This is a genomic window from Pseudoalteromonas sp. OF5H-5 (genome assembly GCF_021530695.1).
GTDB lineage: Bacteria > Pseudomonadota > Gammaproteobacteria > Enterobacterales > Alteromonadaceae > Pseudoalteromonas.
The window spans coordinates 1-24154 of sequence record NZ_JAKGBF010000004.1 but is presented as its reverse complement, the minus strand read 5'-3'; the positions used below and the strand labels follow the sequence as shown (position 1 = coordinate 24154).

Below are 24154 nucleotides of genomic sequence, written 5' to 3'. Positions count from 1 at the left end.
TTTCATACTAATGAAGCGCTGCGCTAAATGGAATACGCTTACAAATATCCGCTTCTGCGATGAGAATTTCCTCTAAACGTTTGTCTATCGTTAATTTGTCGAAATACTCGTAGCCGAGCTCCACAAAGAGGTTTTTGTGTTTTTCTTCTGACTTGGCGATTGCAACATAAAAGTCTTTTTCTTTGCTTTCAGGAAGCGCTTCTGCAACTAAAGAAAAACGCTCGTGGCCCCTAGCCTCAATTACCGCACCAATCAGTAATCTATCAATTAAATATTCATCTGTGCCTTGGCGGAATAATGCGCGCATTTGCTTTATATAGGGGTCTTTTTGATCGTTTCCTAGTAGCGTACCACGTTCGGTTAAGATCTTAAGTACCTGTTTAAAATGGATCATTTCTTCTATTGCGAGATCAGCCATCGCTTTTACTAGCTTGATCCTGTCTGGGTAATGACCAAGCATTGCCATCGCCATTCCGGCTGCTTTTTTTTCTGCAGCGGCGTGATCTTGAAGAAAGGTATCAAAGTCGGCTAGGACTTTTTCAGTCCAGCTAAAAGGTGTGTGATATTTTAATTCAAACATAATTCTATCTTGTATATACAGCTTGTGGTGAGTATAACAAACTCAGGCGCTCGAGCGAACTTGCATGCTAAAGAGCGCTGTGTCTTTATCTGCTTTGCCATTACGTGTCGATTCTACTTTATTGGGGTGTGAAAACCACTTCCATGCAGTGACTTTACCACCGATATTGACATGCGGAATGGTGACTTTTTCTTGAGTCACGCCTATAAATTCGGCAAGCGTTTGCTCGGCATCAGTCGCGGTTAGATTGACCATTATAATAGGAATATGATTCATTTTTGCAAAGCTAAGCACCCTATCATGATGCTTGCTATAACGATCCCGCCAATAACCATCGTCTTCAAAATGTTTGTCAAAATCAGGAAAAGTTTCCAAATAACAACGCTTAATGGTGTCGTTAAAGCCCCCTTTTTGTGACAGTAAATTTTCTTTCATTGCCGTCATCAAACGCTTAATTGAGGGAAGCCATTGCTCAAAATCTCGTGTCAAATGTACTATTTTAACTTCAGGATATAAAGCATATAGTTTTTCATAGTCAGCAAAAACGGGCGTGTCAGCAATAAACTCAGCGCAGTCTAACGCTTGCCTTGTGTATGCCGTGTGTGCTGTTTTGTATCCAGCACCTAATGCAGCAATACACAGACTTGTTGTGCCCGTTCGTGGTAAACCCGTTACCAGAAATTTGTGTTTTGTCATATTTAGATAAAGTAATACACGAGGTTGAATGACGCTAAAATAAGTATTACTCCATATGTTGTCGCCATCGCTACTTTTCTGATTGAAAAGTTGGTTTTACCGAGTGCAACATAGTGTGCAACTCGAGAAAACAAAAAAGCAATGCCAAAAGCATGAAGTAGATATGGGTTGATTTGTTGAGTTTCGAGTAACAACATCATTAACAGTACGAAAGGTGTGTACTCGATAAAGTTGCCGTGGATCCGTATTGCACTTTGCAGTTCATCGACACCGCCATCTCCTAGCGATACTTTGTGTCTGTGTCTGAGTGATATTATGTTAAAACTGAGTTTAATATAGATTATTGCCAGTAATGCCGCATATAAACCGGTGATCATAAAAAGCCCTCCAATGGAGGGCTTAGTGTATAAGTTTAATTAGTTCACAGCCAGTATTACTCAATTAAGTAAACAGCATAAACTTCCGCGTTCAATGTAATTGCACCTGTGTTATACGCATTTTTGTATGCGCCTTGATCTGCTTCCATAGCCATCGCTGCAGAGCGCACGTAAGGCTGAACTGGCGTTTGCATTGGTTGGAATGAAACTGAGTACAGTTTTGCCAATTCAACATCAAACTCGCCTGCTAGTTCTTTAGCTGCTTTCTTTGCATCTTTAATGGCGGCTTTTTTGAGACTTTGCAGATACTTGCCTTCATTTTCAACACCAAATTCTGTGTTATTGAACTGATTGATGCCGCTGTCTACAAACTCTTGAAGTAACTCTGGGTATTTTTTGATGTCTTTAAGTTTCACAGTCAAGCTGCGGCTCACACGAAAACCATCAAACTCTTCTTCATTTGATTCGCGATTGTAGCGTGTCTGTCTGTAAACATTCAGTTGCTCTGCGTGAATGTCGTCTTCTTTAATATCGAAGCGTTTAGCGATTTCGATGGCCTTAGCCATGATCTTATCGACGTTTTCTTTGGCTGTAGGTAGCGATTTTTGCTTTTCGGTAATGGCGACACGTATGGTTGCAACATCGGGTTGTACTTGAATAAATGAAGTGCCTTTAACATATAAATGCGGAGAGTCAGGCAATGCGCCTGCAAAGCTAAATCCAGATAAACATAATGCCAGTAAGCCAGTTAAAATTCGCATCTTTTGCTCCTAAAATGTGATACCTGCATATTCAAGCATATTTCAATTAACAACTACTGAATTGGATTTCAGGGTAACAAATTTTAACAAAATGGTTGATTATCACTCTGAGAAGTTATATGTGGTACTCTCAACTTTTACGCGTGATTGATAAACAAAAATCGCCGCCAATATGAGTTGGCGGCGATTTCTGTTTTAGCTAGGGCCTGTTGACCTTTGCTGTTTGATTTTTGTTCTTCTGAGTGTGTTTTGGTCGCGACGCTCGACTTGCCGCCTAGTAATCTAGGCAAAAGTTGAGCAACAATGAACAAAGCGCACTCAGGTGAACCCAAAGGGCAGCGCTTGACTGGCATTTCTACTGTGTTATCACCTGACTTACATAGAATAACTATGCTACGCAGGCTCTGCCTTGTATAAATACCAGTCAAACTGCTGCAAAAACAAACTTGAAAGATCAACAGGCCCTAAGTAAAAGTAATTAGACGCTACAGCGTTTGTAATTTCTATACTTAGGGAGCCAATAGTTTTTCTCTATCGCTGCCCAAATTGCGTCGTCTTCCATTTCAAGTGCAACGCCCTCTTCCATTGCTTTTTTAGCAACTGCAAAAGCAATTCGCTTACTCAACGGCTCAATTTCAGTTAGGGCTGGTAGTAAGCTACCTTTGCCCGTATTAGCACGTGGTGATGATTCAGCAAGCATTTCGCTCGATACCATCAACATGCTATCTGTAATACGGTTCGCTTTAGCTGCAAGTACACCAAGGCCGATCCCTGGGAAGATATAACTGTTATTACATTGAGGTATGATAATTGTTTGCTCACCATGTACTACAGGTTCAAATGGGCTTCCCGTAGCTACAATTGCTTGACCATCAGTCCACTCAATCACATCTTTTGGATGCGCTTCAACTTGGCGTGATGGATTACTTAGTGGGAAAATTATCGGCTGTTCGCACCCTGCATGCATCGCGCGGATCACTTGCTCAGTGAATAGACCTGCTTGACCTGACACACCAATTAAGATGTCTGGTTTTGCACAGTGCATTACATCTAATAAAGATGCAAATTCACCACTGTATGTCCAATCCGCAAGGTTGGCTTGTTGTTGAACTAGCGCTTCTTGGAAATCTCTTAGCCCTTCCATGCCTTCTGTCAGAAGGCCAAAACGGTCCACCATAAACACTTGGCTTCTCGCTTGCTCGTCGGTTATCCCTTCTGAAATCATTTGGCTAATAATTTGCTCTGCAATACCACAGCCAGCAGAACCTGCACCAACAAACACCACTTTTTGTTCCGAGAGCTTTGCCCCCTTCACACGGCAAGCGGCTAACAGCGAGCCTGCAGTAACCGCAGCGGTGCCTTGGATATCATCGTTAAAGCTACAGATTTCATCGCGGTAACGTTTCAAAAGTGGCATTGCGTTAGGTTGCGCGAAATCTTCAAACTGTAACAGCACATTAGGCCAACGGCGTTTCACCGCTTTAATGAATAAATCTAGGAATTCATCATATTCAGCTTGGTTGATACGCGGGTGTCTTGCGCCCATGTACATTGGGTCGTTGAGTAGCTTCTCGTTGTTTGTCCCCACGTCAAGCATAACAGGCAACGTGTAAGCTGGGCTGATCCCACCACACACGGTGTAAAGTGCCAGCTTACCGATAGGAATACCCATACCACCAATACCTTGGTCGCCAAGGCCTAAAATACGTTCACCATCTGTAACCACAATAACTTTTACTTTGCCTTTAGTAGCATTTCGTAAAATATCGTCGATTTGATAACGGTCTTCATAAGAAATAAACAAACCACGAGAGCTGCGATAGATATCTGAAAACTTCTCACATGCATCACCTACTGTAGGGGTGTAGATGATTGGCATCATTTCTTCCAAATGATCGCGTACTAAACGGTAATACAGCGTTTCGTTGTTATCCTGAATAGCACGCAAGTAAATGTGCTTGTTTAGGTTGTCGCTAAAGCTTGAGTATTGCTGATAACAACGCTCAACTTGCTCTTCAATTGTTTCGTAACGAGGAGGAAGTAGTCCTGCTAAGTTGAAATTTTCACGCTCGCGTTGAGAGAATGCACTCCCTTTGTTAAGCAATGGTGTTTCTAATAGCGTAGGACCTGAATAGGGAATGTAGAGATAATTTGGATCGGTTTGTTTAGTCATATTTACAAGCTTGACACTAATTTTTTAGTCTAAGGGTTCATTATTGTCGAAAAGGATTAAATTACAATGAATTTAGTGCTCATCAGACCATTATTAACGCGCTCCAGAGCACGTTAAACGCATTTTTCTGGAACGCTAAATTATAGCCTAAAAGCACTTAAGAAACCACGGCTTATTCGCTGCTCTCACCGAGTGCAACACCTTCTCTTCTTGGATCTGCGCCACCGATTAAATGTGTTCCACGAACCTCAATGGCATGCAGTCCTGAGTTTAAGTCACGGATCTGTACTTCATGACCTTTTTTCTCAAAGTAAGGTGCTTGTTTTGTCAGCTCAGTGCCTTTTTCAAGCGTTGTGTACTTATTGCGATTGGTGATTTTTGGTAAATCAATCGCAGCCTGCACAGATAATCCCCAGTCCAGAACACCAACTAAGGTTTGAGCAACATAGTTGATAATACGACTACCGCCAGGCGAGCCGACTATCAATTTCAGCGACCCATCTTTATTAAACACCATTACGGGTGCCATCGAGCTTCTTGGGCGTTTGTTTGCTTCTACCCGGTTAGCGACCCATTTATCCCCTACTTTTGGAGAAAGCGCAAAGTCGGTTAATTGGTTATTGAGTAAATATCCGTTGACCATCACCGTCGAGCCAAATGCCATTTCTATCGAGCTTGTCATAGAAATAGCATTACCCTCGGCATCTACAATCGACACATGGCTGGTCGAAGGTAATTCATAACTATCATCCATAGCATAAGCGAGTGTGCCCGAAGTTGGATCGCCTACTGGAAAGTCGTGATTATCCGTTTCACCGATAAGTTTGCTACGGCCTAATAGATATTGCTCGTTAAGCAATGCTTTTGCTGGCACTTCAACAAAATCAGGATCGGCTACGTAAAAATCTCTATCGGCAAACGCTAGGCGAGATGCTTGAGTAAAGAGGTGCAAGGCTTCTGGGTCATTTGCCTTATACTTACCTAGGTCGTACGGTTCCAGCAGCTTCATCATTTGCAAAACGGCAATACCACCACTGCTAGGCGGTGCCATAGAGCAAACTTTATATACACGATATTCCGTACAGATAGCGTCTCGAGTTTTGCTCTTATAATGTTCTAAGTCGCTCAGCGCCAATTTGCCAGGTGCGATTTCAGACTTTTGCACAGCTTCTACTAATTGAGTGGCATTTTGCCCTTCATAAAAGGCTTGGATCCCTTGTGTTGCTACTTTGTAGTATAGGTTTGCCAAAGGCAGATTCTTTTTAAGGGCCCCTGGTTGTAGTGCTTTACCATCCGGATAAAAATACTCTTTTGCGGGACTGAGCTTTGTCAAACCTGGGTTGAGTTTTTTCTCAAGCAGCATATTTAAACGTGGAGAGACGATAAATCCTTCTCGAGCTAATTCAATCGCTGGTTTAAATAATTCCTGCCATGGCAATTTACCGTATTTGTCATGTGCTGATTTAAACGCGTGCAGAATGCCAGGCACACCAACAGAGCGACCGCCCACAACAGCCTCAATCCACCTAACCGCATTACCCGTATCATCTAAAAATAGATCAGGGCCTGCAAGTTTTGGTGCAGTTTCTCTTCCATCAAAACTAATTAATTCATTGCTTTTCTTGTCGTAGTGCAGGATAAACGCCCCCCCACCTACGCCCGAAGATTGCGGCTCAACCAAGGTAAGCACAAGTTGAGTCGCTATCATGGCATCAACCGCACTTCCCCCTTTTGAGAGCATCAATTGACCTGCTTTACTCGCATAGGGATTGGCAGCAACGACCATGTACTTTTCTGCGGTGCGTGCTTCTTTAGATTGGAAACCTGTTGCGGCTTCCGGCTCTCTAATTTCGATTTTTTGTTGCTCAGCTAAGGTGTTGGTTGAAAAGCTGAATGCGGCAATCACGGTTAGTGATGCAAGTGTATGTTTCATAATACCCACTTTGCTTACGTCTTATATTTGGCATCATAAAAGCAATTAGGCACAATATGCAAAAATAATAACGTGAAATCGTATGTTTGAACTTCCAACGAACAAAGAATATCTCATTGGCCCTGTGTCTTTGGCGATATTGTCAACAATACTGATGTTGTTCGGGCTTGGCCCGCACTTAGATTTTGACAGAAATGCGATTGCTGAAGGTGAATTATGGCGTATTTTGAGCGGCCAGTTTACCCATAGCAATTGGTATCACTTGATGCTAAACCTGCTTGGTATCTTATTTATTTGGCTATTACATGCCGAATATACAAGACTAAGAAAATATTGGCTGAATGTACTTTTTCTTGGCCTCTTTACCGGGCTCATGATCTTGCTATTTTCCCCAAACATTGTTGTATATACAGGCTTGAGTGGCTTATTACATGGGCTTATCGTATGGGGAGCACTTGAAGATATTAAGCGGAAGCTAACAACTGGATATCTGTTGTTTATTGGTGTGTGGGCAAAGGTATGTTGGGAGCAATATGCGGGTGCAAGTGCAGATGTAGCCAAACTGATAGACTCGAGAGTCGCCATTGAAGCACATCTATTTGGTGCAGTTGGTGGTGTGGTTTTAGCTGTTATCTATTTATTTTATAAAACAAAAAAGCCAGCTTAAGCTGGCTTTTTATCCACTCATTTGATTACAAGTTTTCTTTGAACAGCTTGTATATACGACGGTATTCATCCAACCAACTTGATGGCTGTCTAAAGCCATGAGGTTCAACTGGATAAATCGCCGTTTCAAAGTCTTCCTTTTCTAGCTCAATTAGGCGTTGCACCAAGCGCACAACATCTTGGAAAAATACGTTATCATCAACCATAGGTGCATTGATCAGAAGCTTGTTTTTCAAACCTTCAGCATGATAGATAGGCGAACTGCGTTTGTATGCAATTGGGTCTACATCTGGGCGATTAAGGATATTTGAGGTGTACGGGTCGTTGTAATAGGCCCAATCGGTGACTGGACGTAAAGCTGCGCCTGCTTGGAATAGATCCGGCTGAGTAAATAGCGCCATAAATGTCATAAAGCCGCCGTATGAACCACCATAAGTACCTACAGCACCACGGTCAACATTAGCGTTGTTCACCATCCACTCAACACCGTCTGCCAAATCTTCGATTTCTGGTTTACCCATATGACGATAGATTGCCGTTCTCCAGTCTCGACCGTAACCTTTAGAGCCACGATAGTCCATATCCATGACGACATAGCCTTCGCTCGCGAGAAGTGAATGGAACATAAACTCTCTAAAGTAGTTAGACCAACCCATATGAGAGTTCTGCAAATAACCCGCGCCATGGTTAAAGATCACAGCCTTACGATTCTTACCCGTTTCGCCTTCTTGATAATCTGCTGGGTAATATACTTTTGCGTAGACAGGCTCACCTTGATGGCTTGAAGGAACCGCGACAATCTTAGGTGCAATTAGCTTCTTATTTAAAAATGCATCTGAGACCGTATTAGTGAGTCGTGACACCGCTGCTTTTGGCGCTGCATCCGCCACATAAAGTTCTGGAGGCATCATGATTTTTGAGTGAGTTAACAACAGCTTTTGCTCATCTGGGCTTAGCTGGTAATCAGTCAGGCCATCTAAATCAGTTAACTGCTCATCTTCACCGCTTGCTAAATTGACGCGATAAATTTCGTATAAACCTGGGTGATCTTTATTGGCTTTGTAATAAACAAATTGACTATCGAGGGTTAAGGTTGGTTCAGAAACCACAAACTTCCCTGAAGTCATTGCTTTTGCTTTGCCGTTAAGCGGCTTAACATAAAGCTGGCTATATCCAGTTTGCTCTGAAAGATAGTACAAAGCATCTTGGTTGTTTAACCAGCCAAAATCATTGTAGGTGTAATTGATCCATGCTTCATCGTGTAGGCGATGCTGAGAAACGAATTGTTGTTTATCAAAATCAACCGTCGCTAACCATCTGTCTTTATTATCCCAAGCACCAAGCATCACTGCGACTTGAGAACCGTCACTATTCCATTGGATAGCGGATTGACTCCAGCCCCATGTGTCGATCAAGTTGATATCACGAGGTGCTTTTTCACTCTTATATGATTCACCTTTTGCCTTAGCATTTTCGCGTTTCACCTCGGCTAGTACATCTTCATCAAAGCCAGGCAAAGTATCATAGCTCAGCGTGACTTGCTCTGATTTCGCTAAATCAATGAAAATCACATCAGAACTCATTGGTTTAGTGTCTGCAACGCGGCGGCGAGCTTTTACCGGATCAATGTCACCGTTTTGGCTCACGTAGTTAGGCATGATGTCAAAGTCAGAACGACTTGGTTTATCATCGGTGATCACGGCGATTAACTTGTCACCAGTAGGTGCTAAGCTAACTGAGATAAGCGTTTTTCCTTTACCAAGATAAAACTGATTATCTTGGATGCTTGCGTTATTCGCTTCTATCTCTTGATTTCTAGCTTCTCGATCTTTGCTGTTTTTGTGCGTTAGCGCGACGAATTGAATCAGTTCGTGTTGCTGCTCAGCGATATATCCATTTGGCTCTTTTACCCCTTCTGGCTTATCCGATAAATGTAACTTTACCAGTTCTTTGGTTAAACCTGTGGCTAAATCGAACGCAAACAGCGTATTGCCTGAACGGTAAGCTAATCGGTTATCACTTAAGAATTGCGGTGCATACTCATAGTTCGAAGAATGAGTAACTTGTGTCAAAGCGCCAGACTTCAGGTTTTTAACGAATATGTTACCCTTAAATTCATAAGATTGTAGCGTCCGCTCTTTATTATAAATCGCGTTTGCAGCACCAACGGCATGCAAATCTGACAGCGAAACCGCTTCGCTTGTTTGTGCGCTACTGACTTTAAATAGATCTCTTAACTCTGAACCAGCTTGCTTACGCTTATAGAAAACGGTTTTGCTATCGGCCCCCCAATACGCGCCTTCTGGTTGTCTTCCCAACCAATCAGGATGCGCCATTGCTTGTTTTAGGGTGATCTGCTCACCACCAAAATCAACGGGAGTGGCAACAACTTGTGGGACTGGTGAATTGGCTTCAACTTGTTGTGGTTTTGGGCTTACTTCAGTGGTCTGACAACCAGAAAGGAATAAACCTGAAGCGACTGCCATCGAGATAAGAGAGAGTTTCAACATGTGACTTTCTTATAATAGTTAAATTTGTCTAATTTAAGCAGAAAGCCAGCGGAATATCGACAGATTTAAGATTAAAAGCACAATGGGTGGGACAAAAAAAGGCCAGCATAGGGATGCTGGCCAAATACTCTCTGCGCTCACATAGTCGTTGATGGACAACGAGTATGAAATGAGGCCTATCCGCGCCTCACAATAGTAGACCGCACTATCAGAAAAGAGTTCCAAAAATTACAGTAAAAAAATTAAATTTTTTATATCCAACCTGAGCTCTTTGATAAAGGAATGAGCTAACTCAATAGTTATCAGAAGCTTAGGTTTTTAGTTAACAATGGGCCTCTTTAGCTAAAAACAGTAGTACTAATTCAAAATTAATTGCTGAGCGGTTTCCATAACCCCAGGGTAGTCTGCTTCAGGCAAGATATCAGCAAGCTCTGCCAGTGCTTCACCTAATTTATGAAGTGAGTCTGCTGACACGTTGATATGCCCCATTTTTCTGCCCGGTTTCGCATCTTTGCCATACCAGTGACTGGTTGTCCCCGGAACAGCAAGAACTTGCGATGGAATGTGACTTTGCCCTAAAACATTAATCATCGCGGTTGGGCGAAGCAGCCTTGTATCACCAATCGGTAAACCGGCAACGGCACGAATATGGTTTTCAAACTGGCTTACATGGGCACCTTGTTGAGACCAATGTCCTGAGTTATGTACCCTAGGCGCTATTTCATTAACCAATAATTGACCTTCAACATCGAAAAACTCAATAGCAAGTACACCAACATAATCGAGTGCATTCGCAAGTTTCGCAAATGCGTCTTCCGCTTGCGATTGAATATTGGCTTTCTCTTTCCCGGCAATTGATAAGGTCAGTACACCATTGGTATGCTGGTTTTCAGTCAACGGATAAATTTTACATTCGCCATTTTTTGCTCGCACACCAATAATCGACACTTCACGGTCAAACGGTATCATTTTTTCAGCAACGATAGAGTGAGGCTGTGCTTCAGTGCCTGCTTGCAAAAACTCGGACATTTCGGCCCAAGTACTATCTATTTCAGACTCTGATTTAACTCGCCATTGCCCTTTCCCATCATAGCCTGCCTGACAGGTTTTAACGACCAAAGGCATGCCTAACTCATCAATCGCTGTGAGAAAATGCGCTTTATCCGTAATGATTTTGAAAGGAGCACAAGGAACAGATGTTTTATCTAGTAGTGCTTTTTCTTTCGCGCGATCACCACCGGTGGCGATTGCTTCTGCGCCAGGGTAGAACTTACCGCTTTGTTCGCAAAGCGCTAAAACATCATGTGGAATATGTTCAAATTCGGCAGTGATGGCATCAGCATTGTCAATGGCTTGCTTTAATGACTCTGGTGTTGTTGCAAAGGTAACGGGGTTTATTACCGTTTGACTGCCAACATCATAAGCCAACACTTTTATATCAAGATGAGTTGACGATAGACTCATCATACGGGCTAATTGTCCCGCCCCTAAAACAAGAATATTCATGTTATTTCGCAGGATCTGGATTAGCTAATACCGTTTCTGTTTGTTCTTTTCTGAACGCTTCTACTTTTGCAAAAACCTCAGGCTGCTGACAACCTAAAATTTGAGCAGCTAGCAAACCGGCGTTTGCAGCACCAGCGTCGCCAATCGCTAACGTACCTACCGCAACACCTTTAGGCATTTGGCAAATTGACAGTAATGAGTCCACGCCATTTAGCGTTTTTGATTTTACTGGAACGCCAAGTACAGGCAGACTTGTAAATGCTGCCGCCATACCTGGTAGGTGTGCAGCACCGCCAGCACCGGCAATGATAACTTTGATCCCACGTTCTGCTGCTGTCGAAGCATAATCCGCTAAAAGCTGTGGAGTACGGTGAGCTGAAACCACTTTAGTTTCATAATCAATACCAAATTTATCTAACATTTCAGCTGCATGTTGCATTGTAGGCCAGTCTGATTTTGAGCCCATAATGATGCCAACGGTCATAATAATTCCTCGACTAATTTTGAACGATACAGGGCTAAGGTCCTTCACACCTTAGCTGCGGGCATTATACCTGAGTTCGTCTTTAATGCGAAGAATCAACTTATTGCAATTATCACGCGATGACACCCTGAGTTATTTAGACACTATCAATTCTTCAATACTTAATGCTTTAGCACGGTTAAAGTGAGAGAAAAACGTTTTAGGACCCATAATTAGGCATAGCACCGCGAGACCACCTGGGATCAGCACAATTTTTAAAGCTGGGCCAAGAATATAGCTGTAAAAAAAGATAAAAGGGATGAATAGAATGTATCCGATGAATAAGCTCAAATATTGCATAACAACTCCTCCTATTGAAATTTAATGAGCACGCTCAATTATAATAATGAGCGCGCTCATTATTTGCAAACTTTATCTCTTAAATAATCTGGAATTGTGCTACACTCTCTTCGCAAATAAAAAGGTAACCATATGAAAAAAAGAGAAATTACGTACAATAAAATTCTCAGTGCTAGTTGGCAGCTTTTTCAAGACAATGGTTTTGAAAACACCACTACTCGGCAAATTGCCCAAGCAGCAAACGTGGCAACGGGAACGGTTTTCTCTCACTTCCCCACTAAGCTCGACATGCTCAAAGTCGCAATGCATAACCAAATAGATGAACTAATTAATGAAGCGAAAACATCAGATGAGCAGCATAGTGCCAGCTTAAAGTTACGCCACTATGCAAAGTATTTATTTGCTTTTTATCTTAGCAATAGAGATTTCAGTAAAGAGCTGCTTTGTGGGATTATTTGGCATAGCGAATTCTTTAAGGGGCAACTCAATTTGTTCAAACACTTGTTATTCAGTGAGCAGGAATACAATGAGTTGAAAGCAACCGTTATGATGGACTGCTACTTTATGACCTTATTAGAAGGGTTAAGCAATGAGCATAGTTCTGTTGACCAGATGCTGCATTCTCTATCTCAGAAGTTGAAACTGGTTAACCAATAAACCGTATGATGTGTTCTTTATTGAATATTCATACGAATTTACTTGTGCTTTTGAACTTCTGACCATATAAAGCATCTAGGACTAGTGTAATAAGCAAGTGCTTGGGAAAAGTTACTTAGTTCCTTATTTTTGTCTAACGAGGTCAAAATGAAACGCGTCATCTTATTCCTTATCACTAACTTAGCAGTAATGCTAGTGTTAGGAATTGTGTTATCTATCTTAATGTCTGTGTTTGGTATTTCTAGCCGAAGCTATACAGGCATTATGGTTATTGCTGCCGTATTTGGATTCGGTGGTTCTTTTATCTCTCTTTACATGTCGAAGTGGATTGCAAAGAAATCAACAGGTGCCCATGTTATTGAGCAACCACGAAACGAAACTGAACATTGGTTAGTTTCTACTGTCGCAGAGCAAGCTAAAAAAGCAGGAATTGCGATGCCAGAAGTTGCGATTTACGACAGCCCTGAAATGAATGCGTTCGCAACCGGGCCGAGTAAAAATAACAGCTTAGTTGCTGTGAGTACTGGCCTACTCCACAACATGAATCAAGACCAAGCAGAGGCAGTGCTTGCGCACGAAGTGTCGCACGTTGCAAATGGCGACATGGTTACACTTACCTTGATCCAAGGTGTTGTAAATACCTTTGTTATATTCTTCGCTAAAGTATTGGCGGGTATTGTTGATAACTTCTTGAATGGCGATGAAGAAGAGTCAGGTGGAAGCTGGACATATTTTATTTTTGATATGATATTCCAGATCCTCTTTGGTATTCTGGCTTCTGTTGTTGTCGCTTACTTTAGTCGTAAACGAGAATTTGCAGCTGATAAAGGTGCAGCGGATTTAGTCGGTGCGCAAAAAATGCGTTCAGCATTAGAGCGTTTGAAGCACAACCATGAATCGCAATTAGAAGGCTCAATGATGGCTTTTGGTATTGCTTCAGGTAAGTCTATTGCAGACTTCTTTGCTTCTCACCCACCACTTGATGAAAGAATTCGAGCACTTTCGTAACTCTTTTTACATTCGTACTAGGGCAACGATTACGTTGCCCTTTTTTATAACTCAATTTTATACAGATTATTTCCAACAGCGCAAAACCCCAAACGCTTGAGTAGGTTTAATGAACGAAGATTATCAGCCGATACATGCGCCAAAACCACATTGAGCTTAAACTCAATCTGGCTTTTGTTTGCAAATAGACAACGTAAAGCTTCAAACATCACGCCTTTACCCCAATAATCAGGCATTAATTCATAGCCAATATGTAGGCCCTCAATATCACCGTCTTCGTGATAGAAACCAATACATCCAATCACCGCTTTAGTGCTTTTACACACGAGGCAAAAACGACCACCTATACCTTCATATTGACGCTCAATATCCATTTGGATCATGCATTTAAGGTCTACTTCAGTGAGGTTATCGCCGTAATCGTTATACGCTTTTACCTGCGGTAAATTAAGTAACGCTAATAACTGCGGATTATCTTTATGCCTTATGGGCCTGATGACTAGCCTTGGTGTTTCAAATTCCATAAAATGCTCAGGTCTAAGTATCTGCCACAATGGTAGCACTTATTGCAGCACATATACCTTTCAATATTATGATCGCTTGCATTGCTTTATAATTTAGCATTTTTGGAGAATGAATATGAGTCAAGAGTTCACCGTTATCCCACCAACGACAAAGGTTTACTGCCCAGAGAGAGGTGAAGGCTGGACTTTAACGGGCATTACAGGGATCGATGAAAATGCATCAGTGATGTTTTCTGGCGTACGCTATACCATCTCAGCAAAAGAAATTGTTGAGTCATTATTGCCAAACTTTAAAAATAGGCAAGAATCAAATAATTAGTACTTTTTAACTATTTCACTGTTGTAAAAGTGTAAATTATGATCAATTATAGCGCTAGATTGCAAAGTCAATAATGGAAGCGCCCGCCTTAAAGGATTAAGTCATCGCATTGCGTTGGACTCAATTGCGAAGACATTGCTTTGTGTTGTTTTAAGTTACAGGACGTAAACTTTTTAGGGTTCCTGCTATGTTAAAAGCATCACTCACAACACTTGGTTTACTCTCAACATTACTTTCCACATACACCTATGCAGATAGTTGCCCAGGTCAGGTTTTTGGTATTAACGCTGGCCGTGGCGATATTGGTATTTTGTTTGGCCTAGATGAAGGTGCAGGACAAGCCAGCGCCAATAGTTTAGCCGCTTTTAGTTCGGCAGCACTCGCCTATGATACTAGCAGTGCGCGTTGGTACTATGCATCCGCACCAAGGCCAATCGATTATAAAGTTGACACTAGTCATCTAAACTTACCAGCTGACGCAGATATTCCCATTGAAGGTAAAAAACATCGCTATGTTCAACTGGCATATTTTGATGGAACCTCCCATACCATAGTCGGTAGAACGGCTTATTTGGTGGGATTGGCATATGACAGCACAAACGATAGACTCATTGGAACGAGTTACGATTCTATTTACAGCATAGATAAAAACACAGGCGACGCGACTAAGCTCTCGGATCTCCCCTCATTGGCGGGAAAATACCGCGGCGATCTTGAGTTTTATAATGGTCGCTTGATTCTAGTCACGAGTGCAGCCGTCTACCAAGTTAATACCAATGACTTTTCTGTGACTAAATTATCTGATCACGACCTAACTGCTGTTACAGGGGCAAGCCTTAATAGTAATGGAGAGCTTATTATCAGTCGCGTTATCATTAATGACGCCGGACACACCAACAAAAGCGCAATTTATAAGTTAAACCCTGATACAGGAAGCACCTGTTATATCAATACATTACCAATACGAGTAAATGACCTTGCATATAACCCAAATGGCAGCAGTACATGCTATACCGTTTCTGGTTGCGGCGGCACACCAACCCCTCCTTCGCCACCGTCTTTTATGTTAACGAGTATTGAAAACACGGTTTATGAAGGAAATACCCTTAGCTATCAAATTACCTTAAGTAAAGTTTTCGAGCAGGACGTCAGCTTTTCGGTGGCGGTCAATGATGTGACAACGCAATCAAATGACTACGTAGCACCACCTACTTCATTGGTAATACCTACGGGCAGCACAACTGCTACCATTCAAATAGCAACAATAGACGATACTGAGTACACTGGCGATCGGGAACTCTCTTTGGGCGTAACTGGCGTGAGCAATACCTCAGGCAATGAAACCCTATCGGGAAACATACTCGACAATGAAACCGCGTGTGTGCCTGACAACTACACGCGGATCAATTACGCGTTCGTCAGAGAAGACTCATTATTCAATAATGACTGGGGTATCAAAGTAAATGGCCAGTATATTAAATTGCTTGATGAATACGGCAGTGCCGGCAGCTATGACATCCTTCAAGGACAATCCTTTACCTATGTGCTCGCTATTGATGGTAACAGTAATGCTCTATCAACCAAGTACCAAGTTTCAGGTACCAACCAACGTTGGGAAGATCAAAACGATAATGATTACAATGACTTTGAGGTCAGTGTGACAACACAAACCATTCAAAAAGGTTGTAATTAACAGACTCAAAGCGGCTTACTACCTTTAGAAGCCGCTTTGTTTAACCTGAACTCGGGATAAGAAGTTAGTTAATCCACTAAAATCACTAAGTTCAAAAGCGTAATATCACTCTAGCCAGAAGTTATTTCTTAATACAAGGCAAATTTGTGCGTCAATAGCTGGCCTATTGCAAGCAAATTTAACGCAGTAGTAAGGAATAACAGCTGCTAGAGAACAAGTTGTTATCCCGAGTTTAGGTTATTTAATACTAACTGGTGCCTGATTTAAGCTCAAACAACTCTAATAACGCTGAGCGAAGCTGTAGCTTTGGTGTGCCCTCACTGTAAGGCGCTGTTGCAAGCAGCGGACAGTCTAGACGAAGCTTTAAACTTTCAAGGTTTTCTTCAAATACAGACATCTCAGGGTCAATCTGGTTTGCAATCCACCCAACCAAATTCAGTCCTTTTTGCTTGATAGATTCTGCCGTTAAAAACGCATGATTCAAACAGCCTAGCTTCATGCCAACCACTAAAATAACGGGAAGTTGTTCTCTGACGACCCAATCATACAGATATTCGTTGTCATTAATGGGCAATGCCCAGCCACCTGCACCTTCACATAATATATACTCAGCGCCTAGTTGCTGAATTTCACTAAAGCGCTCATGTAGCTTATCGACTGTGATGTCAACATTTACCTGTCTTGCTGCAATATGCGGGGCAATTGCTGGTGCAAAACAAAATGGGTTAACTTGCTCGTAAGTACCGTGCACCGTCGCAGCTTCCATTAAACTGATAGCATCGACGTTCACTAGTTCACCAAATGCCTCTTCAGCATCCGCCGCAATCGGCTTAAAGCCAAAAGCCTTTTTGCCGTGCTTAGCCAACAGTTTCAGTAATAAAGTAGAAATATAGGTTTTACCTACTTCTGTGTCGGTCCCAGTTACAAAATATGCTTGATTCATTTCCTTAACTCCAAAAATCCGACTTGATAACTGACATCAAAACCATTTTCACTCTCAGGGTAGCTACTCAGCAGCTGAGCGTAAGCTGATTTGCCTAACAAACCTTGTCGACGAGAAGCGGTTTTTACATCGTTGGCACCGATATTTTTTACCGATCGCAACGCCTTTAACGGTGTGTCATAACTATCAATCAATAACGCTTCATCCGCCCAAGTCACTGCGAATCCGGCTTGTAGAGCAAAAGATTTAAGTGCCGACAGCGAATAAAATGAATTGATATGGCCACACTCATCGATGGCTCGCCATGCGCTATCGATTTCGTTTAACGAGCCGTCAAGCACTGAGCTTAGCAACACTCGTCCTTCTTTTTTTAGTACTTCATACAACTGCGCAAACAACGCTTGCGGGGAATTAGACCACTGAATTGCAAAATTACTAAAGACTAAGTCGATACAATTTGACTGAATAGCGAGTTTATCCATATCACAGCAAACACTATTTGTCGTATTTTCAGCGCTTGCCAACATAGCCAAGCTAAGATCCGCTCCAACATAATGATTCGTGAAGGCGTTTAATCTATGAAAGTTTTCATGTGGCCCGCATCCTAAATCGAGCAACCTAGGAAACATACGCACCGCACCAAGCTCGCTATTTTGCTGTGTTAAACGTGAAAAGAGTACATCTGCGGCCTGTTTTTGTACGTTGGCGTGTTGAGAGTATGATTGCGCGGCTTTTGAAAAGCACTTTGCTGTTTGCGTCTTTTGTGCTTTGCTCATGCTCCCTCCACTAAGGCCGAAACTAAATTGTCTATATCTTCGTGACTGTGCTGTGCCGTTATTGTTATTCGCAATCGTGCGGTATTTTGCGGAACCGTTGGTGGCCTTATAGCCCCAACCCAAAGTCCCTTTTCCTTAAGTTTATGTTGCGCCGCTAATACATTTTCGCTGCTACCATACACAAGAGGCTGTATGGCCGTATCACTTGGAATAGGAGATAAGTTGGTTTGTGCAACTAACGACTTAAAATAGTCGATGTTTACTTGTAATTTGTGTCTCGCTTCAGATGCAGCAAGCAATTTATTCAACTGGCATAATGCAACGCTTGCCATAATAGGCGACAACGCCGTTGTATAGATAAACTCACGATTAAATTGCGTCATGTAATTTATCACATCATGACTTGCTAATACCGCAGCTCCTTGACAGCCCATCGCTTTGCCAAAGGTGATCACCAAAATTTCAGGTTTAATGCCGCTTTCAATCGTGCCAAGTCCTTGCGCTCCCACAACGCCAAACGCATGAGCGTCGTCGACCATGAGCCACGCAGAATGAGACTTAGCCAGCACACTGATTTCAGATATCGGCGCTTTGTCTCCATCCATAGAAAACACCCCTTCAGTCACAATGAGTTTACTGTCGGCTTTGGTTTTTTCTAATCGAGACCTTAAGTGCGTCAAATCATTGTGATTAAAGCGAACAAACTTAGCGCTACCCGCTAAACCACCGTCTAACAGGCTGGCGTGGTTGAGCTTATCTTGGAACACCGCAGCGCTTAATTGCTTTTCTTGGGGCGTGAACAATGCCTTTAACACACTGGTATTAGCGGCAAAACCGCTTGGAAATAACAGTGCTGCATCATAACCCAAAACGCTGCAAAGCTTATCCTCTAGCTGACGGTGAATATCAAGATAACCCGTAACAAGCGCCGAACTACGGCTTCCGGCTTCAGTGCATGCGAGAGTGTTAAATTCCAACGAGTCTGCAAGTCCCAGGTAGTCATTGCTGGCAAAGTTAATATATTGCTGATCAGCAATTTTAATTCTACTTGCAGAGGCCTTTTCAACCACAATGCGTTTTCTTAGCAACCCTTCAGCGTGACGAGCTGCTAAGGCAGATTGAATATACTCAAACGACATTGATTAGTTGGCTTCGTAAAATAGCTCTGATGTCGCCTTGTCCGCAATTGCAGAGCTTAACGATGCCTCATAGGCCTCATCCGAATAATCTTCACGTTTTTCAGGGTTCATCCCAAGTTTTCTGATGAGGTTCATATCGGCGTCTGCTTCCGGGTTTTCCGTGGTTAATAGCTTATCACCATAGAAAATTGAGTTAGCGCCAGCGAAGAAACACATAGACTGCATCTGTTCATTCATTGCCGTTCTACCTGCAGATAAACGCACGTAACTGTGTGGCATCATGATGCGCGCAACCGCAATAGTACGGATAAACTCAAAGTGATCGAGATCATCAACATTTTCAAGTGGCGTGCCCTTTACCTTAACAAGCATGTTAATCGGTACACTTTCTGGTTGTTTTGGCAGGTTTGCTAATTGGATCAGCAAGCCATAACGATCAGATGCCTGCTCTCCCATTCCTACAATACCACCAGAGCACACTTTCATTCCTGCATCTCTTACGTGATCAAGGGTATCGAGTCTGTCTTGATAAGTTCTTGTCGTGATAATCTGCTCGTAGTATTCAGGTGAGGTGTCCAAATTATGGTTGTAATAATCCAGGCCCGCTTCTCTTAGCGTGTGCGCTTTTTGATTATCCAGTTTACCCAAAGTCATACAGGTTTCTAGACCTAGCTCTTTAACTTCTTTCACCATTTTGGCGATATAAGGCATATCTCTGTCTTTTGGATCAGACCAAGCGGCGCCCATACAAAAACGCGTCGCGCCCTTTTCTTTCGCCAACTTAGCTTGAGTTACAACCTTTTCCACTTCCATCAAACGCTCTCGTTCAAGATCAGTTTTGTAATGACCTGACTGTGGGCAGTATTTGCAATCTTCAGGACAGGCACCCGTTTTGATAGACAGCAAAGTGGAGATTTGAACTTCATTGGGATTGAAGTGTTTGCGGTGAATACTTGCTGCATAAAAAAGTAAGTCGTTAAAAGGCATGGTGAACAGTGTTTTTACTTCTTCATGTGTCCAATCGTGTCTTAGCGCGCCTAATTCCATATTTTCATTCTCTTTTTATTCTTGCCTAAATTTACAACACGAGTATTTTCTAGTGATTAAATTTAGCGCAGTCAAACTGACGGTGATTGGCTTAGTCTACTTCTTAGCTTAGTATTGTCAACGTTACATGCGCCCACAAGGTTTACAAATGAACAATAAACAGACAATCGATATTGAATTTGATCGCAAGCATATATGGCACCCTTATACATCGATGATTAACCCTCTGCCCGTCTATCCAGCCGCAAGAACATTCGAGAACAAAATTGAGCTTGAAACTGGCGAAACTCTCATTGACGGTATGGCATCCTGGTGGAGTGCTGTGCATGGTTATGGTCATCCAGAAATAATCACGGCGATAAAAAATCAAGCAGACACGATGAGCCATGTCATGTTTGGGGGGCTAACTCATCAGCCTGCCGTGGAGTTATGCAAACTACTTGTGGAGCTAACCCCAGCCCCACTTAATCGAGTATTTCTAGCCGACGGTGGCTCAGTCAGTGTTGAAGTTGCAATCAAAATGGCGATCCAATATTGGTTGAGTAAAGGCAAAAAGAACAAAACCCAAATAATGACAGCCAAAAAAGGCTATCACGGTGATACATTCGCGGCGATGAGCGTTTGCGACCCTGTGAATTCAATGCATGCCATGTACCAAGGCTTTTTACCTGAGCAAGTGTTTGTCGATGCCCCTAAAAGTGAGTTTTACGGCAGCCAAAGCCAAGATGAACTTAACACGTTAGAAACCGCATTTGCTGCTCATCATGAAAAGGTCGCGGCATTTATCATCGAACCGATAGTACAAAATGCAGGCGGTATGAACTTCTACCACCCTGAATATCTCAAGGCGATTCGAGCGCTATGCGATAAGTATGAGGTGCTACTAATTTTAGATGAAATTGCGACTGGATTTGGCCGTACAGGTAAAATGTTTGCCTGTGAACACGCAGGGATCTCACCGGATATTATGTGTGTTGGCAAAGCGCTTACTGGCGGAAACATGACGCTCGCGGCCACTTTGGCAACAGAAGATGTGGCTTTGGGTATTAGCCAAGGCGAAGCGAAAGTGTTAATGCACGGACCAACTTTTATGGGAAACCCGCTAGCGTGTGCTGCCGCAGTTGCTAGTCTCACTATCTTAAAGCGCCAAGAAACAATGGCCAATATTGAACGAGTCGCGAGCGCGCTTAACGCACTCAAGCGCTGTCTTAATCTAAATGCAGTAATAGATGTCAGGGTTCTTGGTGCGATTGGCGTGGTGGAAGTGGAAAGGGTTGTTGATGTTGCAAAAATCCAAAAATTCTTTATTCAGAAAGGTGTCTGGATAAGACCATTTGGCAAGCTAATTTATATTATGCCGCCTTATATCACCTCAAATGAAGATATTGAATCACTCATTGACGCGATTTATATTGCCATTGACGGCGAACACTTCTAAAACACAATAAATTTGGAATTAGGTCTATTTCATGACCTAATTCTAACAATGCAATCTAAAATCATGGCGCATAATCAATAAAATTACGTTATTTCGAACTTTCCTCGCTTTGTACCTGAAATGACATCAATGGTATGTTACCATGCTCGCTTTTATCATTAGCAAATGAGAAAAGAGACATATTATCTATGCAGCAAACCGTCAAATTGCAGCCAGCTGAAGCTTATCAGCCCCCTCGTTTTACTGTTTACCAACACCGCCAAATTGATAAGATTGAGCAATTGGATAAACTACCTGAACACCTTCGCTTTCAAATGAAAGTCGTCGCCAACGTGTTTCCTTTTCGCGTTAATAACTTTGTCATTGAAGAGCTCATAGATTGGGACAAAGTGCCTAATGACCCTGTTTTTCAATTAACTTTCCCACAGCGCGGTATGTTGGATGACGAGTCATACGAGCAAATGGCCAACTTGTTAAGTCGTGAACATACACCAGAAGAAGTGTTTAACCTCGCAACCAAAATTCGTCAAAAGTTAAACCCGCACCCAGCTGGTCAAATGGAAAAAAATGTTCCTGAGTATGAAGGTGAACGCGTAGACGGAATCCAACACAAATATAAAGAAACAGTGTTGTTTTTCCCGTCTCAAGGACAATACTGCCACTCATATTGCACTTTCTGCTTCCGCTGGGCGCAGTTTGTTGGAAAGGCAACTCGCTTCAATAATAACGACGCTGAATTACTTCATAACTACTTAGCCGAGCACACCGAAGTGACCGACCTACTGATGACCGGTGGCGATCCTATGGTAATGCGCACCGTTAAATTGCGTAAATACCTAGAGGCGCTAAAAGAACCAAGGTTTGACCATATTCGTACCATCAGGATCGGTACTAAATCTCTCACTTTTTGGCCTTTTAGATACGTCACCGATCCAGATGCACAAGAGCTGTTAGCCTTACTAAAAGAGCTGGTTGATGCCGGAAAGCATGTATCAATCATGGCGCACGTTAACCACAAACAAGAACTGCGTACTGATGTCACACGTGAAGCGATTAAACTCATCCGCAAAACTGGTGCGCAGATCAGAACACAAGCACCGCTTTTAAATAATATAAACGTAGACGCTGACATGTGGGCTGACATGTGGAAAGAGCAAACACAGCTTGGCATGATCCCCTACTACATGTTTATCGAGCGTGATACCGGCGCTAAGCGTTACTTTGAAATCCCGTTACATAAAACGTGGGAAACTTTCCGTGAAGCTTATAAGCAAGTCTCTGGTGTGAGCCGCACAGTTCGAGGCCCTTCAATGAGTGCAGGTCCTGGAAAAGTTGAGGTGTCTGGCGTAACCGAAGTCGCGGGCGAAAAAGTATTTGTGCTGCGCTTTATTCAAGCTCGAAACCCTGACTGGGTGCAGCGTCCATTCTTTGCCAAGTTCGACGAGAATGCCCACTGGCTGGATGACTTAAAGCCAGCATTTGGCGAAGAGAAGTTTTTCTGGCAGGACGAGTACGACGCCATGTAAATGTAAAAATATCAAAAAGCCAGAAAATTTCTGGCTTTTATTTTATCTGGCGCATTTAAATAACCTAGTGTTTGAATAAGATACGAGCTAACTCATTGCTTTTAAAATCACAGTGAATTATTTCCTTATCTAGCCAGATAGTTTTGCAGATAACTGGCTGCTAAAAGCATTAATTTGAATAATGTTTAACTGTATCTATCAGGTTTGATTGCTAGGAATTAATCAAATATGACATCGCTTAAGGGCCAAACTGGGCGGTTCAACAGCAACACCATATCTTAAACCCAATTGCGATAAAGGGCACTCGACTGACTCGTATTTGGACAAAACGAGTTGGGAGAACGTCTGTATTAGGTGAGTTTCGCATAAAAATTTCTATGGCGCGAAGTTAATAGCCTTGTTAGTAGCTATGTCCAAAGCGCCCACCTGATATGAATTAAACGAATCAGCATCTGGTTTTCTTCTTGATACTTTTCTTCGCGACAAGGAATATCGTCTTCATCATACAAATCGCTGACACCCACCTCTAATTTGCACCTTCCTAAGATACCACCTAAGCTTTAGCTCTGCACTCAATGGATTGAGGAAACCAAACTATGGCAACTGCCCGTAAAAGACAAATCAGTTTAACCGACACCAAATATTATCACTGTATCTCCCGTTGCGTCAGGCGCGCATTTCTCTGTGGCGAAGATAAATTTACTGGTAAATCATATGAACACCGCCGTGATTGGGTTGAAGAAAAGCTCTTGATGTTGGCTTCCATATTTTGCATTGATGTTTGTGCTTATGCCGTGATGAGTAATCATACTCACATTGTTTTATATGTTGATGACAAAAGGGCGAAACGTCTGTCGGATGAAGCAATTGTGATGCGGTGGCACAAGTTGTTTAAAGGCAATTGGATAAGCCAAAAATTTACTGAAGGTGAGCCACTCAATGAATCGGAACAATTGATATTCGATGAGCATGTCGCCAAGTACAGGGAAAGGCTCGCAGATATTAGCTGGTTTATGCGAGTGCTTAACGAAGACATCGCCCGCCGAGCAAATAAAGAAG

General features: G+C 42.4%; 23 protein-coding genes and 1 pseudogene. 8 read left to right on the top strand and 16 right to left on the bottom strand.

The window, feature by feature from the left end:
* Nucleotides 1–7 precede the first annotated feature (7 nt).
* The 7 genes from L1271_RS06840 to ggt form a co-directional block, all read right to left on the bottom strand.
* Nucleotides 8–580 (bottom strand): tRNA-(ms[2]io[6]A)-hydroxylase, encoded by a 573-nt coding sequence (locus tag L1271_RS06840; protein ID WP_235367427.1) that lies wholly within the window; start codon nt 578–580, stop codon nt 8–10.
* Nucleotides 581–622: 42 nt separating this feature from the next.
* On the bottom strand, nt 623–1276 hold the full coding sequence (locus L1271_RS06835) for a sulfotransferase family protein (RefSeq protein WP_235367426.1): 654 nt from the start codon (nt 1274–1276) through the stop codon (nt 623–625).
* Nucleotides 1277–1278: 2 nt separating this feature from the next.
* Entirely contained in the window at nt 1279–1653 is a 375-nt protein-coding gene (locus L1271_RS06830; RefSeq protein ID WP_010604767.1) for an MAPEG family protein, read from the bottom strand.
* 56 nt (nt 1654–1709) lie between these two features.
* Nucleotides 1710–2414: an SIMPL domain-containing protein gene (locus L1271_RS06825; RefSeq protein WP_174168866.1), complete on the bottom strand. Its 705-nt coding sequence runs from the start codon at nt 2412–2414 to the stop codon at nt 1710–1712.
* A gap of 137 nt (nt 2415–2551) precedes the next feature.
* Nucleotides 2552–2767, bottom strand: a complete 216-nt coding sequence (locus tag L1271_RS24830; protein ID WP_323054417.1) for a hypothetical protein — start codon at nt 2765–2767, stop codon at nt 2552–2554.
* A gap of 125 nt (nt 2768–2892) precedes the next feature.
* Complete coding sequence (locus tag L1271_RS06820) at nt 2893–4587, bottom strand: NAD-dependent malic enzyme (RefSeq protein ID WP_095726893.1); 1695 nt, start codon at nt 4585–4587, stop codon at nt 2893–2895.
* Nucleotides 4588–4759: 172 nt separating this feature from the next.
* Nucleotides 4760–6520, bottom strand: a complete 1761-nt coding sequence (ggt, locus tag L1271_RS06815) for a gamma-glutamyltransferase (protein WP_102056808.1) — start codon at nt 6518–6520, stop codon at nt 4760–4762.
* An 82-nt stretch (nt 6521–6602) separates the two neighbouring features.
* Between ggt and rrtA the strand changes: the two genes are divergently transcribed.
* The gene (gene rrtA / locus L1271_RS06810) at nt 6603–7187 is read left to right on the top strand and encodes a rhombosortase (protein WP_010604771.1); all 585 of its coding nucleotides are present in this window, start codon (nt 6603–6605) and stop codon (nt 7185–7187) included.
* A 25-nt stretch (nt 7188–7212) separates the two neighbouring features.
* On the opposite strand, the gene L1271_RS06805 is transcribed toward rrtA, so the two are convergent.
* The 4 genes from L1271_RS06805 to L1271_RS06790 form a co-directional block, all read right to left on the bottom strand.
* A complete protein-coding gene (locus L1271_RS06805; protein ID WP_235367425.1) occupies nt 7213–9696 on the bottom strand; it encodes a S9 family peptidase in 2484 nt (827 codons plus the stop codon).
* A 357-nt stretch (nt 9697–10053) separates the two neighbouring features.
* Complete coding sequence (locus tag L1271_RS06800) at nt 10054–11202, bottom strand: 5-(carboxyamino)imidazole ribonucleotide synthase (RefSeq protein ID WP_235367424.1); 1149 nt, start codon at nt 11200–11202, stop codon at nt 10054–10056.
* Nucleotide 11203: 1 nt separating this feature from the next.
* Complete coding sequence (gene purE, locus L1271_RS06795) at nt 11204–11686, bottom strand: 5-(carboxyamino)imidazole ribonucleotide mutase (RefSeq protein WP_102056812.1); 483 nt, start codon at nt 11684–11686, stop codon at nt 11204–11206.
* Nucleotides 11687–11818: 132 nt separating this feature from the next.
* Nucleotides 11819–12025, bottom strand: a complete 207-nt coding sequence (locus L1271_RS06790; RefSeq protein ID WP_010604774.1) for a hypothetical protein — start codon at nt 12023–12025, stop codon at nt 11819–11821.
* 132 nt (nt 12026–12157) lie between these two features.
* Here L1271_RS06790 and L1271_RS06785 point away from each other — a divergent pair, with 132 nt between their 5' ends.
* Together L1271_RS06785 and htpX are read left to right on the top strand one after the other, a co-directional pair.
* Complete coding sequence (locus tag L1271_RS06785) at nt 12158–12682, top strand: TetR/AcrR family transcriptional regulator (RefSeq protein WP_010604775.1); 525 nt, start codon at nt 12158–12160, stop codon at nt 12680–12682.
* Nucleotides 12683–12829: 147 nt separating this feature from the next.
* Entirely contained in the window at nt 12830–13690 is an 861-nt protein-coding gene (htpX, locus tag L1271_RS06780) for a protease HtpX (RefSeq protein ID WP_010604776.1), read from the top strand.
* Between the two features lie 44 nt (nt 13691–13734).
* On the opposite strand, the gene L1271_RS06775 is transcribed toward htpX, so the two are convergent.
* On the bottom strand, nt 13735–14214 hold the full coding sequence (locus L1271_RS06775; protein WP_010604777.1) for a GNAT family N-acetyltransferase: 480 nt from the start codon (nt 14212–14214) through the stop codon (nt 13735–13737).
* A gap of 115 nt (nt 14215–14329) precedes the next feature.
* On the opposite strand from L1271_RS06775, the gene L1271_RS06770 reads away from it, so the two are divergent.
* On the top strand, nt 14330–14533 hold the full coding sequence (locus L1271_RS06770) for a hypothetical protein (RefSeq protein WP_010604778.1): 204 nt from the start codon (nt 14330–14332) through the stop codon (nt 14531–14533).
* Nucleotides 14534–14720: 187 nt separating this feature from the next.
* On the top strand, nt 14721–16226 hold the full coding sequence (locus L1271_RS06765; RefSeq protein ID WP_235367423.1) for a hemolysin: 1506 nt from the start codon (nt 14721–14723) through the stop codon (nt 16224–16226).
* 247 nt (nt 16227–16473) lie between these two features.
* Here L1271_RS06765 and bioD read toward each other — a convergent pair whose 3' ends face one another.
* The 4 genes from bioD to bioB are packed head-to-tail and all read right to left on the bottom strand — an operon-like array spanning nt 16474 to nt 20131.
* Entirely contained in the window at nt 16474–17169 is a 696-nt protein-coding gene (bioD, locus tag L1271_RS06760) for a dethiobiotin synthase (RefSeq protein ID WP_102056815.1), read from the bottom strand.
* Nucleotides 17166–17945, bottom strand: coding sequence for a methyltransferase domain-containing protein (locus tag L1271_RS06755; RefSeq protein ID WP_010604781.1), 780 nt, complete (start codon nt 17943–17945; stop codon nt 17166–17168). The genes bioD and L1271_RS06755 overlap by 4 nt, the downstream gene beginning before the upstream one ends.
* Nucleotides 17942–19084 (bottom strand): aminotransferase class I/II-fold pyridoxal phosphate-dependent enzyme, encoded by a 1143-nt coding sequence (locus L1271_RS06750; protein WP_102056816.1) that lies wholly within the window; start codon nt 19082–19084, stop codon nt 17942–17944. The genes L1271_RS06755 and L1271_RS06750 overlap by 4 nt, the downstream gene beginning before the upstream one ends.
* Before the next feature lie 3 nt (nt 19085–19087).
* On the bottom strand, nt 19088–20131 hold the full coding sequence (gene bioB, locus L1271_RS06745; protein WP_010604783.1) for a biotin synthase BioB: 1044 nt from the start codon (nt 20129–20131) through the stop codon (nt 19088–19090).
* A 148-nt stretch (nt 20132–20279) separates the two neighbouring features.
* Between bioB and bioA the strand changes: the two genes are divergently transcribed.
* From bioA to L1271_RS06730, 3 genes and pseudogenes are all read left to right on the top strand, one after another.
* Nucleotides 20280–21569, top strand: coding sequence for an adenosylmethionine--8-amino-7-oxononanoate transaminase (gene bioA / locus L1271_RS06740; protein WP_227387122.1), 1290 nt, complete (start codon nt 20280–20282; stop codon nt 21567–21569).
* A gap of 188 nt (nt 21570–21757) precedes the next feature.
* Entirely contained in the window at nt 21758–23095 is a 1338-nt protein-coding gene (locus L1271_RS06735; protein WP_102056818.1) for a KamA family radical SAM protein, read from the top strand.
* A gap of 596 nt (nt 23096–23691) precedes the next feature.
* A pseudogene (locus tag L1271_RS06730) lies at nt 23692–24154 on the top strand (transposase); the annotation flags it as partial.

Excerpts from the sequence above, each read along its gene's own strand:
- L1271_RS06790 (WP_010604774.1), bottom strand. The coding sequence starts at position 12,025 with ATGCAATATTTGAGCTTATTCATCGGATACATTCTATTCATCCCTTTT.
- L1271_RS06770 (WP_010604778.1), top strand. The coding sequence starts at position 14,330 with ATGAGTCAAGAGTTCACCGTTATCCCACCAACGACAAAGGTTTACTGC.
- L1271_RS06805 (WP_235367425.1), bottom strand. The coding sequence starts at position 9,696 with ATGTTGAAACTCTCTCTTATCTCGATGGCAGTCGCTTCAGGTTTATTC.
- L1271_RS06800 (WP_235367424.1), bottom strand. The coding sequence starts at position 11,202 with ATGAATATTCTTGTTTTAGGGGCGGGACAATTAGCCCGTATGATGAGT.
- L1271_RS06820 (WP_095726893.1), bottom strand. The coding sequence starts at position 4,587 with ATGACTAAACAAACCGATCCAAATTATCTCTACATTCCCTATTCAGGT.
- L1271_RS06750 (WP_102056816.1), bottom strand. The coding sequence starts at position 19,084 with ATGTCGTTTGAGTATATTCAATCTGCCTTAGCAGCTCGTCACGCTGAA.
- L1271_RS06775 (WP_010604777.1), bottom strand. The coding sequence starts at position 14,214 with ATGGAATTTGAAACACCAAGGCTAGTCATCAGGCCCATAAGGCATAAA.
- rrtA (WP_010604771.1), top strand. The coding sequence starts at position 6,603 with ATGTTTGAACTTCCAACGAACAAAGAATATCTCATTGGCCCTGTGTCT.
- L1271_RS06785 (WP_010604775.1), top strand. The coding sequence starts at position 12,158 with ATGAAAAAAAGAGAAATTACGTACAATAAAATTCTCAGTGCTAGTTGG.
- bioD (WP_102056815.1), bottom strand. The coding sequence starts at position 17,169 with ATGAATCAAGCATATTTTGTAACTGGGACCGACACAGAAGTAGGTAAA.
- L1271_RS06735 (WP_102056818.1), top strand. The coding sequence starts at position 21,758 with ATGCAGCAAACCGTCAAATTGCAGCCAGCTGAAGCTTATCAGCCCCCT.
- L1271_RS06825 (WP_174168866.1), bottom strand. The coding sequence starts at position 2,414 with ATGCGAATTTTAACTGGCTTACTGGCATTATGTTTATCTGGATTTAGC.
- L1271_RS06755 (WP_010604781.1), bottom strand. The coding sequence starts at position 17,945 with ATGAGCAAAGCACAAAAGACGCAAACAGCAAAGTGCTTTTCAAAAGCC.
- L1271_RS24830 (WP_323054417.1), bottom strand. The coding sequence starts at position 2,767 with ATGCCAGTCAAGCGCTGCCCTTTGGGTTCACCTGAGTGCGCTTTGTTC.
- htpX (WP_010604776.1), top strand. The coding sequence starts at position 12,830 with ATGAAACGCGTCATCTTATTCCTTATCACTAACTTAGCAGTAATGCTA.
- ggt (WP_102056808.1), bottom strand. The coding sequence starts at position 6,520 with ATGAAACATACACTTGCATCACTAACCGTGATTGCCGCATTCAGCTTT.
- purE (WP_102056812.1), bottom strand. The coding sequence starts at position 11,686 with ATGACCGTTGGCATCATTATGGGCTCAAAATCAGACTGGCCTACAATG.
- bioB (WP_010604783.1), bottom strand. The coding sequence starts at position 20,131 with ATGGAATTAGGCGCGCTAAGACACGATTGGACACATGAAGAAGTAAAA.
- L1271_RS06835 (WP_235367426.1), bottom strand. The coding sequence starts at position 1,276 with ATGACAAAACACAAATTTCTGGTAACGGGTTTACCACGAACGGGCACA.
- L1271_RS06830 (WP_010604767.1), bottom strand. The coding sequence starts at position 1,653 with ATGATCACCGGTTTATATGCGGCATTACTGGCAATAATCTATATTAAA.
- L1271_RS06840 (WP_235367427.1), bottom strand. The coding sequence starts at position 580 with ATGTTTGAATTAAAATATCACACACCTTTTAGCTGGACTGAAAAAGTC.
- L1271_RS06765 (WP_235367423.1), top strand. The coding sequence starts at position 14,721 with ATGTTAAAAGCATCACTCACAACACTTGGTTTACTCTCAACATTACTT.
- bioA (WP_227387122.1), top strand. The coding sequence starts at position 20,280 with ATGAACAATAAACAGACAATCGATATTGAATTTGATCGCAAGCATATA.